Here is a 16,093-nt window from a genome sequence, read left to right as displayed (position 1 = left end):
GGCGCAGGTTAGTTGGCGCCAGTGTAGATGCGAGACCAGTCCTGCGCCATATCCACAATGACCCAGCCCATGTCGGGGCCTTTATCCAGCCCGTCAACCAAACGGCCAATTGCGCTTTCGCGGTCATAAGCCCATTCCCGTTCGGCATCCGTGTGGTGGACGAGAACACCAAGACGCGGACCATCACCCGCCGTTGTCCACTCCATCATGGCGAAATCGCCGTCCGAGTTACCACCTGCAAGAATGGGGCGTTTGCCGAGCGTGCGTTCGATGTTGATCGGCTTGCCCTCCTTGTCGTCGATAAAGGCGATGCCTGGTTCCTTGACGATGGTTGGAACACCATCGATCTGCGCATAGCTGGTGGTGCCATAAGTGCCGAGGATCTGTTCAGGCGGGATGCCATAGGCCTGTTCGGCAAAGACGCGCATGAAATGAAGACCGCCGCCTGAGACAATGTACGTCGTGAACCCCTCATCACGCAGATAACGCAGCAGCTCGACCATTGGTTGGTAGGTCATCTGATCAAAGGGTAAACCAGTATCGGGGTGTTGTGTCGTGGCAAGCCAGTCGGCTACCGCCGCCTGAAACGCCTCGACGCTGACGCCGGAATGCGAGGCGTTGACGACCTCGATCAACGCGTCGTGACCACCTTTTAGGATGGTCGCAAGATCACCCTCAGCGGCGGCTTTCAAGGTCGGAGTGGTCAGGATGCCTGGGTCCTGCTCAGCCAACTCGGCCAGCCGATCCATAGCAAAGATGAATTGGAAATAGACAGGCTGTTCCGCCCAAAGCGTGCCGTCATTGTCAAAGACTGCGATCCGTTCTGCAGGGGTGACATAATCCGGGCCGTCAGGGTCAGTCACAGCCTCGACAAACTCTACAATCGCGGCTTTCGAGTCACTTTGCGTCCAACTGGGCAGAGGGTCCGCCAACAGCGCAATAGGGGCGACGGACAAAAGAGCGCTTAGAACAGCGTGTTTCATGAAATTCTCGGTGGTTTTGGAATGGAAAAGGGCCGCCCCATGACGGGCGGCCCGGTATATTTGAACGCCAATTTTAGTTGTTGGTCGGCGTTGTCAGCTTCTCCATAACCTGATCTAGGTTGAAGCTTGCCGCTTTCTGGCGCGGTGGGAATTCCTCAAACGTGCTCAGGAACGTACCGACATATTGCTGGGCGGGAACCAGGAAATAGGCCCGATCCAACAGCCAGTCATAGTAGGTGTTCGAGGTCCGGTATGCGCGCTCATACGGGTCGCGGCGCAGGTTGATGATCAACGGGATGCGCAGCTCGGTCCAGGGTTCGATCCAGGCGCGCAAGGTTGCCCATGCTTTCTGCTCCAGAAAGATCAGCTTCCAGTCCTCAAAACGAAGCGCCGTCAGGTCGCCATCATCCGAGAAGTAGAAGATCTCTTTTCGGGGGCTTTCGGTGGACTCACCGGTCAGCAAGGGCAGGATGTTGTAGCCATCCAGATGCACCTTGTAGTCACGGCCCATACCAGACGAGCTATAGCCCGCTTTCAGCTTTTCCTTGATGTCCGGATCGCCGGCAACTGCAAGGTAGGTGGGCAGCCAGTCCATATGGTGAACGATCTCGTTGGTGACGGAACCGGCCTCAATCTGGCCCGGCCAGCGCACCATCGAGGGCACACGCCATCCGCCTTCCCAGTTGGTATTCTTCTCACCCCAGAATGGCGTTGCGGCGGCATCCGGCCACGTGTTCATATGCGGACCGTTGTCGGTGGAGTAGTGAACGATCGTGTTGTCAGCGATGCCAAGCTCGTCCAGCAAATCCAGCAGTTGCCCGACATGCATGTCATGTTCGATCATGCCTGCCGTGTACTCATCGGCTACACGACCCGAGATTTCGTTGGCCTTAGTGCGCATTTCGTCTTTGACGTGGGTCCGGAAGTGCATACGCGTACCGTTCCACCAGACGTAGAAGGGCTGACCCTGCTCATGCGCTCGGGTGATGAAATCGATGGCGGCCGCCACGGTCTCATCGTCTACGGTTTCCATGCGCTTGCGGGTCAGAGGGCCGGTGTCTTCGATCGTGCCATCGGATTTGGATTTAATCACACCGCGCGGGCCATACGCCTCGCGGAAGGTACGGCCATCGGCCAACACGCGATCGCCGGGATAGTCTTCGTTTTCAGGCTCTTCTTCGGCATTCAGGTGGTAAAGATTGCCAAAAAACTCATCAAAACCATGGTTTGTTGGCAGGTGTTCATCTTTGTCACCCAGATGGTTCTTACCGAACTGACCCGTCACATAGCCATGGTCTTTGAGCAGGCCGGGAATGGTCGGATCCTCGACTTGCATTCCCAGATCAGCACCGGGAAGCCCGACCTTAGACAGACCGGTCCGGAACACAGACTGACCCATGATGTAGGAGGACCGGCCCGCGGTACAGGACTGCTCACCGTAATAGTCGGTGAAGATCATGCCTTCTTTGGCGACGCGGTCGATATTGGGTGTCTGATATCCCATCAGGCCCATCGTGTAGGCCGAGATATTCGACTGACCAATGTCGTCGCCCCATATCACAAGAATATTGGGCTTTTGATCCTGCGCCCAAGCCGGCAGGGCAAGGGCAACGGCAACCGTCGCAACAGCGACCCTGCGCACCGCACTGCGCCAATTGTTAGCAATCATTCGTGGAGGTGACATGTAGTACTCCTCAGTAAACGGGAATTAATGGCCCGGTAATTTTATCGTTAATGGCAGCGGCCGACTTAAGGAAAAGACCGCGAGCAAGGTGTTGATTGTCGGACAAAAAACTATCTATTGGTCCGAGAATCGAACAGAACTAGATTAGGCTATGAAACGTATCGAAAACTTATCATATGATCGCTTTGAAAGATACTAATGTTTGATGTTGATGAGGATATCCGAACGCTGACCCAGTCGGATTGGTTTGGCGCGCGCGGCCACAAATTTCAGAGCGATCTTATGACCTGCGCCGTGCGAAAAACCTTTGATGCGGGGGAAACGCTTTATCTCTACGGCGATGAGGCAAATGGAATTCACGCGGTTCTCAGCGGCGCTGTTCAGATCACCGCCCCGGCCGATGACGGGCAGGAATTTGTCGTGCATCGCGATGGGCGCGGATTTTGGGTTGGAGATTTGGCGCTGTTTGCCGAAGCGCGACGCCTCATAAGTGTAATGGCGACCCAAAAAACGCGGGCCTTGTTCTTTCCCACCTCCCGGGTCGAGAGGCTGGTCCAAGACAACCCAGAATACATACGCGATTTCTACGCCTTGACGCGCGAGAACATGAAGACCTCTCTGCGCATCATGGCCAATCTGGCCGTAACGGGCACTGAGAAACGCCTCGTTTTGCGTCTGTTGCATCTGGACGAGGGAGCCGCGAAAGCCGACGGATGGATCATCGTATCGCAAGAGGAGCTGGCCGCGATGGTTGCGGTTTCTCAACCCACCTTGCATCGCAACCTGCATCGTCTGGTGGATCTGGGTTTGGTCGAGCTTGGCTACGGGCGCCTGCGCCTGATCGACCGCAGCAAACTGATTGCCAATTGCCAGAGTTGATTTAGGGGTTGAGTGGAGGCAAAGCATCCTTGTCGCGCGCTGTCGCGTCTCGCAGGGACGTTAGGCTTTGCAATGCGGAACTCCAGTCTTCCGATTGATCGCGACCGGAGTAACGAGCAGCACCGATACGGGTCAGGCAGTCCTCCAGCTTTCTTGCATTTTTGGAGTTCCCGCCACGCGATCTCCAAAGCTCCAACGCGGTATAAGTCGCATTTAAATCATGAGCTTGTACGGCGGCCTTCAAAGCGTCTTCAGCATATCTCCGCGACGCCAGATACCGACCACGGCGTGCCTCTCTCAAATCGCGGATGCGTGGGGAAAGAAAACGCCACAAAGCACCAATTGCGAGAACGGCGATTGCGACGAAGGCAGCGAGTTTCAGAACTTCGCCCAGACTGGGCGGCTGCCATTTCGGTGGCGCAAGCGTCAGGTCCGTCGCGGGAACTGAGGCGGTTTCGACCTGGTTGGTCTGCAGGTTGAACCAGTCGATGGAAAACTCGGGCAACTGCGCGACACCTTCTTGCTGCGCGATATACACGACCTCCTCCTGACGTTGGCCGGACAACACTCCACGTTCCTCGGATTCTGAAATCCGGGGTTCTTTGGGATAGGCGCGCAGCAGCGGGCTTTGCTGTTGCGGTGTCAGAACCGGGATCAACAGCGGCGTTGTGCCAGAGATGCGCGCAGTCAATTCGCGCGTGATGGCGTCTCCAGCCTGCATCTCGGTTGGACCTTCAAGTTTCTGTTCAAGGGTAAACCCGGTTGCGATGATCAACGGGTCGAGACCCTCGGCGCCACCGGGTATTTCGGCCGTGATCTTGACCGGAGGCAGGTCGACCGTGGCTTGAACTGGGGCGTTTGTGGCGGGATCGGCATAGGTCACGCTAACCGTCTGCGCATTGAAGGTGATGTCGCCGGCGATCAGAGGATACACTCGATAGCTGCGCTGAACACCCGACCATGTCTCGCCGTTAACAGTCTCGCTGACCGGCCCCGAGGCGCGTTCAGGCAGACGTACCAAGAGGTTTTGTTGCTCCAGAGAGGGAAACTCGGGCGGTTGAGGCATGAAAGTCGGCACCAGAACCTTGATCCGAACAATCGCTGGCTGGCCGACGATGACGGGCTCCTGCGGGGCCTCCACGGTGATCAGCGGGGCACTTGTTTCGTTGCCTTGTGCGAAGACAGAAACGGGGAAGAGGAGAATGAAGAGGAGCGCGTATCTCATTCCGTTCGCTCCTGATTTTCCAACAGGAAGCGATTGCGCAAGAAATCCTGCATGTCGGTATCAATGGTGCTGATCCATTGCTCCGCATTCAGCGTTTGCGGTCCGTCCTTGGGTGCTTGGACCGTGGTTTCGCTACCGCGCGCGTCGTCATTGTCGAACACAGTATCGTCCGCGCCGATGCCAGCTTCCTCGCCCGTGTCAGACTGCTCCCGGGTCGTTTCGACATAGTCCAAGATGGCCTTAGACACCTCAAGGTTATGTTGCGCCTCTGGCCAATCCGGGCGACGTTCCAGAGCGGTTTCAAACGCTGCAATTGCCGGGCGGTATTCGCGGTTTCGGATACGGGCCATGCCTTCGGCAAAAGCGGCCTCGGCCGTGTTCAAACCGGCGAAAATCTCAGAGGCCTGTTCATATTGTCCGTCTTTGAGATAGGCATAGCCCTTGTGATATGGGTCCTCAAACAGTTGGGCCGCGTCTCCAAACTGCTTCTGATTCATCGCAATTTGCCCCTGCTGATCCGGTGTCAGGAACCAATCCCGCCAACCTTCAGCGCGCGCGCCCGAGGGCGGAAGGACGAACAACGCCAAAAGTGCCCATCGGATCACCCATCCTTTGCGGAACCACAAAAGCGATAGCAGCGCAGCGGGCCAGGCCAGCATCCAACCCTTGTCTTGCCAGTCCAAACGATCGTCATCGTCCAAAGCTGCGGTATAAGCCGACTGAATTTGGCGTTGCAGCCGAGAGATATCCCGGTCGTCATCCGTGAACGCAACAGTCGAAGCAGCGTGGACATTTCCCAGCTGCGCAATCCGGTCGTTATCGGGCAGCATGGTCAGGAAGAAAAGATCATGGGTTGGGGTGCTTAGAGCGGGAACCTGAGACGGGTCGAGATCGTCCAGAACGAACAAAACCGCACCCGGGCTCTCGCTTTCGTCCAGAATGGATTGTGCTAGCGCCAGGGCATCAGCGGCGGAATCACCTGGTTTGGGCATCACGGCTGGCGTCAGCCCCTCAAGCAGCGGGCGCAGAATGTTGGCATCTTCGGTCAGAGGCGCAACACGGTGTGGAGTACCTGCATAGGCGATCAGGGCGGTGCGCGCTCCGGCGCGTTCGGTGATCAGGTCGGCGATTTTGAACTTAGCCCGGTCCAGACGCGAAGGCGCAAGATCGGTGGTCTCCATACTTTCGGTGACCTTGAGAGCGATCACCAGCGGCGCGGTATCCGCGATAAGCGGGTTGGGCGCGCGCGACCACGTTGGCCCCGCCGCCGCGAGAGTGATGAGCGTGGCGATGATCATGGCGACGTCGATGGGATGAAACCGACGGGTCTCCTCTGCGCCCAGTTGCAGAGCGGCAGCAAGATGTGGCGCGATCCCTGCAGTCTGATCAGATTGACGGGTGGGCTTGGGTCTGATCCTCCACCACAGAAACGACATGGGGATGAGGAGCAACAGATAATACACTCGAATAAAATGGAAATCTGTTAGGTCCATTGTCATCTAGCTCCCTTTTTTCGGCGGGAGATATGGAACCCGGTTGTGCTGATCAGAATGGCCATCAGCGCCAGTAACAAGGGAATATGGGACAAGCTTTGACGGGGTCGATAGCTTTGGGTTTCAACGGTTCGCGGATTCAACTCATCAATGCGCGCGTAGGTTTGCGCCAAGGCCGCTGTGTCGTCGGCAAAGAAATACTCTCCGCCAGTCCGGTCGGCTATGTCTTGCAGAGCCTGTAGGTCGACGCGATCTTCGCCAGAGGCGTTCGGATCTCCGACCCCGATTGTGTAGATGACCACATTCTTCTCGGCAGCAATGGCCGAGGCGTTTACCGGTGTCATGCGGCTTGAGGTATCCGCCCCATCGCTGAGAACGATCATCAGGCGCTGCTCGACTTCGCTGGATTCGAACGTGCGAATTCCAAGGCCAATCGCATCGCCTAGCGCCGTGTTCGGACCGGCCATTCCGACTTGAGTTTGATCCAGGAACCCAGTCAAACTATTGAGGTCTTCGGTGAAGGGTGCCTGAATGAACGCGCGGGTACCGAAGATGATCAGGGCCATCCGGTCGCCATCTCGTTCGTCAATGAACTGTTTCAAGACGCCTTTGACGGCATCTAGCCGTTGCATAGGCGCGCCAGAGTCAGTCTGAAAGTCGCGCTGATCCATCGAGCCTGAGATATCCAAGGCAAGAACAACATCGCGGGCGGATTTCTCGATTACAATAGGCTCACCCAGCCGCTCGGGTCTGGCGAGGGCCAGAACCAGGAGCACCCAGATAGTGATGATACTGGCTGTTTGCAGTCTGGCGCGGTTGCGGATCACGGAGCCGGATTTTGGTTCAACACCAGCGGCTTGCGCGACTCGGCGAAAAAAGGGAATGCGGACGGAGGCCGTCTTCTCACGCCGAGGTGGGGCGAGGAAATACACGGCTGCGGGCAACGGCAGCAGGAGAAAGACCCAGGGAGCAGCGAAGGAAAACATCATGCGCTCCGATACGGTTTATGAGACTTGACCCAATGCCGGGCCATTTGCCTCAGGTCTTCGTTCGAGGGTGTTGCCTTGTATGGCGCTTCGGTCAACGCATGACTTATTTCTTGATTTAATGTCTGTATATCAGAGCATTGGTTTAGAAATTTAATCCAATCCCCACCATATAGACCTGCGACCTGGTCCCTCGGGTATGCGGCCAAAGCCGTCCGCCGTAGCACCTCGGCAATCTTTGCTGCCGGGATGTCTGGCACCGACAGCTCTGCCAGAGCAGCCCGTCGATAAGCGTTGGCGCGTCTGTGTTTGCGAATTACCGAGACCGCGGCGAACAAGACGATCAACAGCAGGATTGCCAAAGCAGCCCATCCCCATGTCTGAGGCGTCATTGGAATAGGCGAAGGCTCGGGCGCGGGTTCGAGCATGTTCAGTAAGTCGACAAGAGATTTCCCGGTGGTGTCGATGCTCATCGCCGTGCTCCGCCATGTCCGAACAAGCGCAGCAACTGGTCCAGCGCCGGTTCCAAGGTCGTCAAGGGAACCACAGGGAACCCGTATCGGCGCGACCATTTGTGGAGCTGCTCAAGGCGGTCCTCCATGGAGGCGCGGATTCTCGCGGAAAGCTCCGGATCGGAGCTGTCGATTTCGATCTGCGCGTCCCCGTCAGAGACGGTCAATTTGAGATCAGGCGTCAAGCTGCGCGATGTCGGATCGGCGACGTTGAACACGATCAGGTCGTTCGACGCTGCAAGACGACGGAGCAGGGCTTCTGAACGGTCATCCAGCCCGTCGCAGTCGGAGAAAAGGCAGATCAAACCGCTGGTTTGGCAGACACGCGCGGCCTCAGTCAGCATTTCGTTCAAGGATACGGTGGGTTCAGGCGTCAAGCCCGCATGCAGTGCGGAGTTGGCCGCCGCTATAGAAGATAGCAGTCGCGTCAGGGCCGTTGCGCGGCGTTGAGGACGATGTTCGGCCACGCTGGTGTCGCTAAAGACGAGGCCGCCCACGCGGTCTCCCTGACCCAATACGCGATGGGCTGCAATCGCTGCGGCCTCGGCGGCGATTACGGATTTCATGTAGGCGACGGTTCCAAAGAACATCGAAACACGCTGATCGACCAGCAATAGGGCCGGGCGGTCGCGCTCCTCGGTATAGACCCTCACATGGGGGTCTCCGGTGCGGGCGGTAACCTTCCAGTCGATGGTCCGGATGTCGTCACCGGGCAGATAGCCGCGCAGTTCTTCAAAATTCAGGCCACGCCCGCGCAGTCGCGAGGCATGCCGGCCATTCAGGATCGACCGCGCAGGTTGACGGGGCAACAGGCTGAGCGCTCGGGCACGAGGGCCAAGACGCACAAGCTGGTCGGCATCCACATAGATGCGCGGGTCTTTGGAATATGGCGCAGTCTGACTCATGCGGCCGGTATCCTTTAGGGTCAGGGCAATGCAACCAAACGCAACAGCTCGTCGATCACGTCATCTGCGGATTTGCCGGATCCTTGCGCCTCGAAGCTGAGGGTTACGCGATGGCGCAGCACGTCATGGGCAATGGCGCGGATATCTGCGGGGTCGACATAATCGCGTTCGTTCATCCACGCATGCGTGCGCCCGCATTTGTCCAACGCAAGAGAAGCACGGGGGCTGGCGCCGATCTCGATCCAACTGGCCAATTCGGGGCTGAGTGCCTCGGGCGTGCGGGTGGCCTGCACGATATCAGCCATATAGCGATCCATCGCATCCGAGACATGGATCTGTCCAATCTCGGATCGCGCGTCAAAGATGGCGTCTTGTGGGATCGCTGGCGGATGCTCTTTAGGGGCATCTTTGCCTGCGGCAATGTCCTCGCCACGCACGAGGCGGATGACCTCAACCTCATCCTCGACCGGAGGGTAGGTGATCTGCACATGCATCAGAAACCGGTCCATCTGCGCCTCGGGCAGAGGGTAGGTGCCCTCTTGCTCGATCGGGTTCTGGGTGGCCATGACGATGAACAGCGGCTCCATCTTATGGGTGGTCCCAGAAACGGTGACCTGGCGTTCCTCCATCGCCTCAAGCAAAGCGGCTTGCACCTTGGCGGGTGCACGGTTGATTTCGTCGGCGAGGACAATATTGGCAAAGATAGGCCCGGGTTCGAATTTGAACTCGCTGCCTTTATCCGTCTGTTGATAAATCTCGGTCCCTGTCACGTCCGAGGGCAGCAGGTCCGGCGTAAACTGAATGCGGCTGAACTGAGCGTCCATGTTCTTGGCCATGGCCTTGACCGCGCGCGTTTTTGCCAGACCCGGAAGCCCTTCGATCAGCAGGTTGCCGTTGGCCAGAAGACCGATCAACAGGCGATCATTCACCTCGGTCTGTCCAATGATCGACTGCGCCATTCGGGATCTGAGATCCATGATCTGATTGAGTGCGCTCATAAAAATATCCCGTTACGGCCCGAAAGGCAGGCCGTGCAGCCCAGCGGCTGCTAAGGCCCGGATTCGGGATTTTCAAGTAATGAGAACATGTTATCAGCGCGACACCACGCAGACCAATAGGAATTCCGACTTCCTTATATTTGATTGTTTTCGTAAGGCGGCGAGACTAGCGGGAAACCGCGTCGTTGCTGGCATCTCCAAGCCTGCCATCCAGAGACATCAGGATCGCAACAGGCCTCAGCGCCGGGATATGGCTGAAGACGATTAGGATACAGACGGTTAGGGGGACGCTCAGGAAGGCTCCGATCAGGCCCCATACGGTGGTCCAGAACATGAGGGCGAGGATGACCAGAAAAGTCGACATGTTCAGCGATCGGCCCAGCAACGCCGGGTCGAGGAAATTGCCGATCAGGAACTGGATGGTACCGCAGCCTAGTACCACGATCAGAAACGGAGCGATGCTTTCGAACTGCACCAGGGCGATCATCGCGGGGAAGATGACGGCAATGATCGACCCGATCGAAGGGATGAAGTTCAGTGCAAAGGTCAGCACGGCCCAAGTCTCGGCATATTCAAGGCCCAGCAGGCGAAAAATGCTGTAGCTTATGCCAGCCGTGATCAGGCTTATAAGGGTTTTGACCCCGACATAGCGCTGCAGACTAATCGAGATCGCATCCAGCATGGCCGCGAATTCTCGACCGGTTTGAGGGTTTCCGGCGGCCATCTGGATTTTCTTTCGAAACGCAAGACGCTCGGCCATCAGAAACGCTACATAGAGACTGATCAGGAAGAACTGGTTCAACAGGGATGTAGCACTGCCCAGCAGGATGCGGGCGACGTAGGACATGTCGATGCTGACCAGATTATCCCGGATAAAGCGCGTCACGTCGCTGCCGACCAATCCGGCGATGCGGTTCACGGCATTGTCGAATTGCTCCTCGTAGGTGCCGACGGTGCGGGCGAACTGTGTGGCCTGACTACCGAGGATATACATGATCATGAACAGACCAGCCAGAACGACGGTGACGCCCGCGATGTTGGCGAGCCAGACGGGGACACGTGTCAGGGCGGCGATCCGGTCGCTCAGCGCGATGATCAGGACGTTGACCAGAAGAGCCATGGTCAGCGGGATTAGGAACGCGGCCCCGGCGTATAGCCCCAAAACCAAAAGGGTTGCGACAATACAGGTGTCACGCACCACAGGCAGTGTGGCGCGGGGTACGTCCGTGGCGGTGTTCGGGTCCAGAGGCATGTGCAAACCTGATTGAGGCAAGGTGCTTGATACGATCCTGCACAGGGCAAAGAGTTTATGCAATGCGCTCAATTATTTATATGATTGATTTTCCGCTTGGGTGGCTTCTACCCGTAGGGTGCGCAGGGTAGAGTTCCGTATGTCCAGTGCTGCGAATCCCATATCAAGCCGTTTGATAAAGGCGTTTTTCCTGGCCGTTCGGCGCTTTGGTGAAAAGAACGGCTTTGTCATGAGCAGCCATGTTGCCATGTCGATGATGATGGCGCTCTTTCCCTTTGTTCTGTTTACCGTGGCGCTGGCGGGCGCCTTGTCTCAGGGCTATGTGAATGACGAACTGATCGAACTGATTTTCGGCGCATGGCCTCAGGATGTGGCTGAACCGATCGTCTCTGAGCTGCGCGCGGTGTTGCAGAACTCCAGCTCGGGCGTGATTACCATTGGCGGTCTGCTGGCGGTCTATTTCGCCTCGAACGGCGTGGCCGCGGTGCGGGCGGCAATGAATCAGGCCTATCACGATCAGGACAGCTGGCCGTTCTGGAAAACGCGGCTGCTGTGCATTGGCTTGGTCATTCTGGGTGGCACCGCGATCCTTATCATCGCCGCGGTCGAGGTTGTCTTGCCCGTCTACACGCAGCTCGTGTCCGAGCATACGGATGTGGATGTCTCGAACTGGTTGTCGGTGGACCGGCTGCGATGGACCTTCACGATTGCGGTTCCGGCGGGCACGATCCTGCTGGCGCATCTGATCCTGCCGACCGGTCGCCATCGGGTGACGCAGATCTTGCCCGGTGTTGTTCTGACACTCGTTCTGCTGGGGGCAGGAGGGTGGGGGTTTTCCATCTATATCGGCCAGTTCGCCAGCTATAGCGCCACCTATGCCGGGTTGGCGGGGGCGATGGCGGCGTTGATTTTCCTGTATCTGTGCGCGGCAATCCTGATCCTCGGTGCAGAGTATAACGGCGCTCTGATGGATATACAGCGCGACGAACAAGGTGCTCCGGCATGAGGTGGGTGTTGCTCTTTGTTGCATTGGCCGAGGCCGCCAACGCGCAGTCTTATGTCGGTTCGGATCAATGCACTGCCTGTCACTTGGATGAGGCCGAGGCCTGGGCCAACTCGCACCACGCGCTGGCCTGGACCGAGGTCGGGGCAGGGAAGATGGTTGCCGATTTTGATGGCACCCGATTTCAGCATGACGGCATGTCGGTCCTGTTCGACCATAGCGGCGAGGTCCCAACCGCTCAGGTCACTGAAAAAGACGGTGTGATGACCGTGTATGACGTCCACTCAGTCGTCGGCATAGAACCCTTGCAGCAATACCTGTTCGAAACCGATCCCGGTCGATTGCAGAGTTTCGACGTGGTCTGGGACACGGAAAACGAACGCTGGTATCACCTCTATCCGGATCAGGATTTGCCGCCCGATGACGGGCTGCACTGGACCGGGCCCTACAAGAACTGGAACGCCCGCTGCGCCGAATGCCACGCAACCGGCTTTGAAAAAAACTACGACGCGCAAACCCGCAGCTACCAGTCTCGCAAGGCTGAGATCGGCGTCGGGTGTGAGACCTGCCACGGCCCCGGCTCGGCACATATCGATTGGGTCAATGGCCGTGTACTGCCAGAAGGGGTAGGTGAGGCCGGGTTTGCAATGTCATGGGGCAAAGGCCAGACCGAGGCCGAAATTCAGCAATGCGCTGGGTGCCATTCCCGGCGCGAGGCGCATGAGCAGGGCAACCCTCTGCCCGGAACGCCCTATCACGACGCCTACAATCTCGCGCTTCTGCGACCGGGGGCCTATCACCCCGACGGTCAGATTCTGGATGAGGTCTATGTTTACGGGTCCTTCCTGCAATCCAAGATGTACGCGCAGGGCGTGGGCTGCATGAACTGCCACGAACCCCATAGCGCAACGCTTAGGGCAGAGGGCAACGGGGTCTGCACGCAATGCCATTCCCCGGCGGGCAATCCGGATTTCCCGATTCTGGCCCGGGAGGACTATGACACCCCTGATCATCATCACCACCCCGAAGACAGCGCAGGTGCGCAATGCAAGACCTGCCACATGATCGAGCGTGTCTATATGGGCGTCGACGGTCGTCGGGATCACAGTTTCCGAGTACCGCGCCCTGATCTGGGACTTGGTCAGGACGCCTGTACTGACTGCCACACCGACAAAGACCAGCCATGGGCCGCAACGCAAATCGAGGGCTGGTTTCCGGACTCACCCCATCGCGGCCCGCATTTCGGTTCGGTCTTCGCTCCGGCGATGGCGGGGCAGGCGGACAGTCCCGAAGGGCTGCTGGCGATTGCCACCGATCCGTCTCAGGCCGGGATCGTGCGCGCAACAGCGGCGTATCTGTTGCAACCCTTCGGCTCCCGTCAGGTGGCCGACGCCACCGCAGAATTGCTGACGGATGCCGACCCGCTGGTTCGGGCCAACGCTGTGACGTTGCAACGTCAGGCCTCTCCCCGCGATCAGGTGCAGCGGTTGGAACCATTGCTTTCGGACCCGCTGCGTAACGTTCGGATTTCGGCGGCGAAAGAGGTCCTGACAATCCCGCCCGAGGCGATGACCGAGGAACAGCGGGTTTTGGCAGGGCAGGCCACTGCCGAATGGCAGGGGGCAATCTCCAACCGTCTGGATTTCCCAGAAACCCATATGGTGCTAGGCGGAATGGCACTGACCTTCCGCAACGCTCCAGCAGCCGAGCGTGCCTTTCGTGAGGTTGTGACCCTCGACCCGCAACGCGTCGAAGCCTGGCCGATGCTGGTGCAGCTGGCGCAGATCAATCGCGGGCCGCAAGCTGCGCGTGAGGTTTTGCAGGAAGGCTTGCAGCGCATTCCCAATGATCCGAACCTTCAAGAGCTGTCCCGGCAACTCGGGCCATAAGAACGGCATTTACGCGCCCGTTTCGCGCCATCATCCCGGCAGAATTCACCTTTAGACCTATGCCCGAGGGTGTCAGGCCATAAGGTCGTAAAAGGTGTCACATGTCGGAACATGTTTTGAAACAGCCTGCGTTACGGGGCAGGCAGGTCTCTTTGGATCTGCGGATCGAGGAACTTCGGAACCGCAAGCCGGTTGACCTGAACCATGGTGAGGGGCTGATGCTGCAAGGCATTGCAGCCGCGTCGCTACGAGAACAGCGGCTGACTGGTGAAATTGCGCTTGAGGACTAAGCGCCGCCCCGGAACCCGGTCGCAACCACGAATTTCTCGGAACTGTCCGAACGCGATGCAGGCGGTTTGACGTTTGCGACTTTCTCAAACTTCTGCTTGAGCAGCTTTTGCAAATCGCCCTCGGCGCCGCCTGCCAGAACCTTGGCCACAAAGGTGCCGCCATCCTCCAGCACATCAAAGGCAAAGTAAGCGGCGGTTTCGCACAAGGCCATGATCCGCAAGTGGTCGGTCTGCTTGTGACCCGAGGACGCGGCAGCCATGTCCGACATCACAACGTCGGCCTTGCCGCCCAGCCACTCTTTAACCTTGATGTCCGCGTCATCTTCCATGAAATCCAGCACATGAGCCGTCGCGCCCGCAACCGGTTCAACCTCTTGCAGGTCAACACCCAGAACGGTGCCGATACGCTTGCCGCTTTTCTCGCCGAGTGCATTCACCCGCTTGACGGCGACCTGCAGCCAGCCACCGGGGGCACAGCCCAGATCGACGACACGCGCGCCGGGGACCAGAAACCGGAATTTCTTGTCCAGTTCCAGAATCTTGAACGCCGCTCGCCCGCGATACCCTTCGGCATTCGCGCGCTTGACATAGGGGTCGTTCAATTGCCGCTCGAGCCACCGGGTCGAGCTGAGCTTGCGCCCCCGCGCTGTCTTCACCTTGACCTTCAGGTCGCGCTGTCCACGGCCTGAGGTGTTTTTTCCACTCGGTGTCTTCGCCATCAGAACGGTCCGTCTTCCAATACGCCGTCCGCGCTCATCTGCGCATAAAGCAGTCCTTCACGCAGACCCCGGTCCGCCACGGAAAGGCGGTCGGTGGGCCAGCAACGTAAAAGGGCCTGCAAAATGGCCGAGCCGGACATGATCAGGGCCTGCCGGTCATCCCCAATCCGAGGGTCCCGGCGTCGCCCGTGAGGGCCGAGTTCTAAATACCCGCGTATGACTTTGTCAATCTGATCGCTGGTCATGCGCAAACCGTCCACCTTGGTCCGGTCGTACCGCTTCAGACCCAGATGCGAGGCGGCTACGGTTGTCACCGTGCCGCTAGTGCCGACGATCTGAAATCCCGCTCGGGTCTGTTCGTCCTTGTAGGGGGCGAAATCGGCGAGATTTTCCTCAAAAAACCAGCTCATCAACGCAAACCGGGCCGAGTCATCCTCAACGTCGTGAAACTGGTCGCGCAGGGTTGCGACGCCCAGCGGGACGCTGATCCAGTCGACAACCTTGGCGGCCGGGAAGGGGCTGTCGGCGGTATGAAAGCCGTTATGCAAACGCATGATCGCCGCGGGTCTATCGCGGCGCGGCACCGATGAGATGTCGATCCACACCAGCTCGGTCGAGCCGCCGCCGATATCCACGACCAGCAGTTGCTCGGTCTTGGTCGACACCAGAGGCGCGCAGGAGATAACGGCCAGGCGAGCCTCTTCCTCGGGCTGGATGATCTCAAGGTTCAGGCCGGTTTCACGCCGCACCTGCCGGATAAAATCGCGTGAGTTCTTGGCGCGCCGACAGGCCTCTGTTGCAACCAGACGCATCCGTTTGACCTTGTTGCGCTTCAGCTTTTGCTGGCAGATTCGCAGCGCCTGAACAGTGCGCGACATGGACGCCCGGGACAGGCGTCCCGTGCGTTCCAAACCCGCGCCCAACTGCACGGATTTGGAGAAACTGTCGACCACATGGAACCCGCTCCCCTTGGGTTGGGCTATCAACATGCGGCAGCTATTTGTCCCCAAATCCAACGCCGCATAGAGTGCATCTGGATCGGGTCTTGCCGGCGCGGGGCTTTCGACCGCCTTCGGGAACGCGCCCGCACCTTTGGGACGCTTGGGCGCCATTCGTAACGCCCTCCGATTTTCGAGTTAAGTTGACCCTAGGCGGGGTCTCGCCGACGCGCAAGTGATTTCAATTTTGAATTTAACGTGAGTGTCACACAGCGTTCATACTGAAATGCAATTCCCGTGCCGATCCCCATTTCGGGATTCTCTACAAGCTTACAGC

Annotated in this window: 15 protein-coding genes; 4 read left to right on the top strand and 11 right to left on the bottom strand. The window is 58.3% G+C overall.

Annotated features, from left to right (window positions below; translation table 11 throughout):
• Positions 1–8: 8 nt before the first annotated feature.
• Entirely contained in the window at positions 9–983 is a 975-nt protein-coding gene (locus ACR0B5_RS04100; RefSeq protein ID WP_480538571.1) for an HAD family hydrolase, read from the bottom strand.
• 73 nt (positions 984–1,056) lie between these two features.
• Entirely contained in the window at positions 1,057–2,667 is a 1,611-nt protein-coding gene (locus ACR0B5_RS04095) for an arylsulfatase (RefSeq protein WP_247748279.1), read from the bottom strand.
• A gap of 198 nt (positions 2,668–2,865) precedes the next feature.
• Between ACR0B5_RS04095 and ACR0B5_RS04090 the strand changes: the two genes are divergently transcribed.
• Positions 2,866–3,546 carry a Crp/Fnr family transcriptional regulator gene (locus ACR0B5_RS04090; RefSeq protein ID WP_170373655.1) on the top strand — a complete coding sequence of 227 codons (681 nt, stop codon included), beginning with the start codon at positions 2,866–2,868 and terminating at the stop codon, positions 3,544–3,546.
• Position 3,547: 1 nt separating this feature from the next.
• Here ACR0B5_RS04090 and ACR0B5_RS04085 read toward each other — a convergent pair whose 3' ends face one another.
• The 7 genes from ACR0B5_RS04085 to ACR0B5_RS04055 all read right to left on the bottom strand — a co-directional run bounded on the left by ACR0B5_RS04085 (position 3,548) and on the right by ACR0B5_RS04055 (position 10,917).
• A complete protein-coding gene (locus ACR0B5_RS04085) occupies positions 3,548–4,771 on the bottom strand; it encodes a hypothetical protein (RefSeq protein WP_480538569.1) in 1,224 nt (407 codons plus the stop codon).
• Complete coding sequence (locus tag ACR0B5_RS04080; RefSeq protein ID WP_480538566.1) at positions 4,768–6,207, bottom strand: VWA domain-containing protein; 1,440 nt, start codon at positions 6,205–6,207, stop codon at positions 4,768–4,770. Before ACR0B5_RS04080 ends, ACR0B5_RS04085 begins: the two co-directional genes overlap by 4 nt.
• 59 nt (positions 6,208–6,266) lie before the next feature.
• On the bottom strand, positions 6,267–7,253 hold the full coding sequence (locus ACR0B5_RS04075) for a vWA domain-containing protein (protein ID WP_480538564.1): 987 nt from the start codon (positions 7,251–7,253) through the stop codon (positions 6,267–6,269).
• Entirely contained in the window at positions 7,250–7,723 is a 474-nt protein-coding gene (locus ACR0B5_RS04070) for a DUF4381 domain-containing protein (RefSeq protein WP_480538562.1), read from the bottom strand. Before ACR0B5_RS04070 ends, ACR0B5_RS04075 begins: the two co-directional genes overlap by 4 nt.
• A complete protein-coding gene (locus tag ACR0B5_RS04065) occupies positions 7,720–8,667 on the bottom strand; it encodes a DUF58 domain-containing protein (protein ID WP_480538560.1) in 948 nt (315 codons plus the stop codon). The genes ACR0B5_RS04070 and ACR0B5_RS04065 overlap by 4 nt, the downstream gene beginning before the upstream one ends.
• 20 nt (positions 8,668–8,687) lie before the next feature.
• Positions 8,688–9,665: an AAA family ATPase gene (locus ACR0B5_RS04060; protein WP_480538558.1), complete on the bottom strand. Its 978-nt coding sequence runs from the start codon at positions 9,663–9,665 to the stop codon at positions 8,688–8,690.
• A gap of 166 nt (positions 9,666–9,831) precedes the next feature.
• Entirely contained in the window at positions 9,832–10,917 is a 1,086-nt protein-coding gene (locus ACR0B5_RS04055) for an AI-2E family transporter (RefSeq protein ID WP_480538556.1), read from the bottom strand.
• Positions 10,918–11,056: 139 nt separating this feature from the next.
• Here ACR0B5_RS04055 and ACR0B5_RS04050 point away from each other — a divergent pair, with 139 nt between their 5' ends.
• The 3 genes from ACR0B5_RS04050 to ACR0B5_RS04040 all read left to right on the top strand — a co-directional run bounded on the left by ACR0B5_RS04050 (position 11,057) and on the right by ACR0B5_RS04040 (position 14,099).
• Positions 11,057–11,923, top strand: coding sequence for a YihY/virulence factor BrkB family protein (locus tag ACR0B5_RS04050; protein ID WP_480538554.1), 867 nt, complete (start codon positions 11,057–11,059; stop codon positions 11,921–11,923).
• Entirely contained in the window at positions 11,920–13,809 is a 1,890-nt protein-coding gene (locus ACR0B5_RS04045) for a multiheme c-type cytochrome (RefSeq protein WP_480538552.1), read from the top strand. Before ACR0B5_RS04050 ends, ACR0B5_RS04045 begins: the two co-directional genes overlap by 4 nt.
• Positions 13,810–13,910: 101 nt before the next feature.
• Positions 13,911–14,099, top strand: a complete 189-nt coding sequence (locus ACR0B5_RS04040) for a hypothetical protein (RefSeq protein ID WP_480538550.1) — start codon at positions 13,911–13,913, stop codon at positions 14,097–14,099.
• On the opposite strand, the gene ACR0B5_RS04035 is transcribed toward ACR0B5_RS04040, so the two are convergent.
• Positions 14,096–14,818: an RlmE family RNA methyltransferase gene (locus ACR0B5_RS04035; protein WP_480538548.1), complete on the bottom strand. Its 723-nt coding sequence runs from the start codon at positions 14,816–14,818 to the stop codon at positions 14,096–14,098. The two genes, ACR0B5_RS04040 and ACR0B5_RS04035, sit on opposite strands and share 4 nt — an antisense overlap.
• Positions 14,818–15,930 (bottom strand): Ppx/GppA phosphatase family protein, encoded by a 1,113-nt coding sequence (locus ACR0B5_RS04030; RefSeq protein WP_170373666.1) that lies wholly within the window; start codon positions 15,928–15,930, stop codon positions 14,818–14,820. The genes ACR0B5_RS04035 and ACR0B5_RS04030 overlap by 1 nt, the downstream gene beginning before the upstream one ends.
• Positions 15,931–16,093 lie beyond the last annotated feature (163 nt).

The sequence above is a fragment of the Ruegeria sp. AG1 genome (assembly GCF_056541705.1).
The sequence above is the reverse complement of the archived record's forward strand: the minus strand, read 5'-3'. Positions and strand labels throughout refer to the sequence as shown.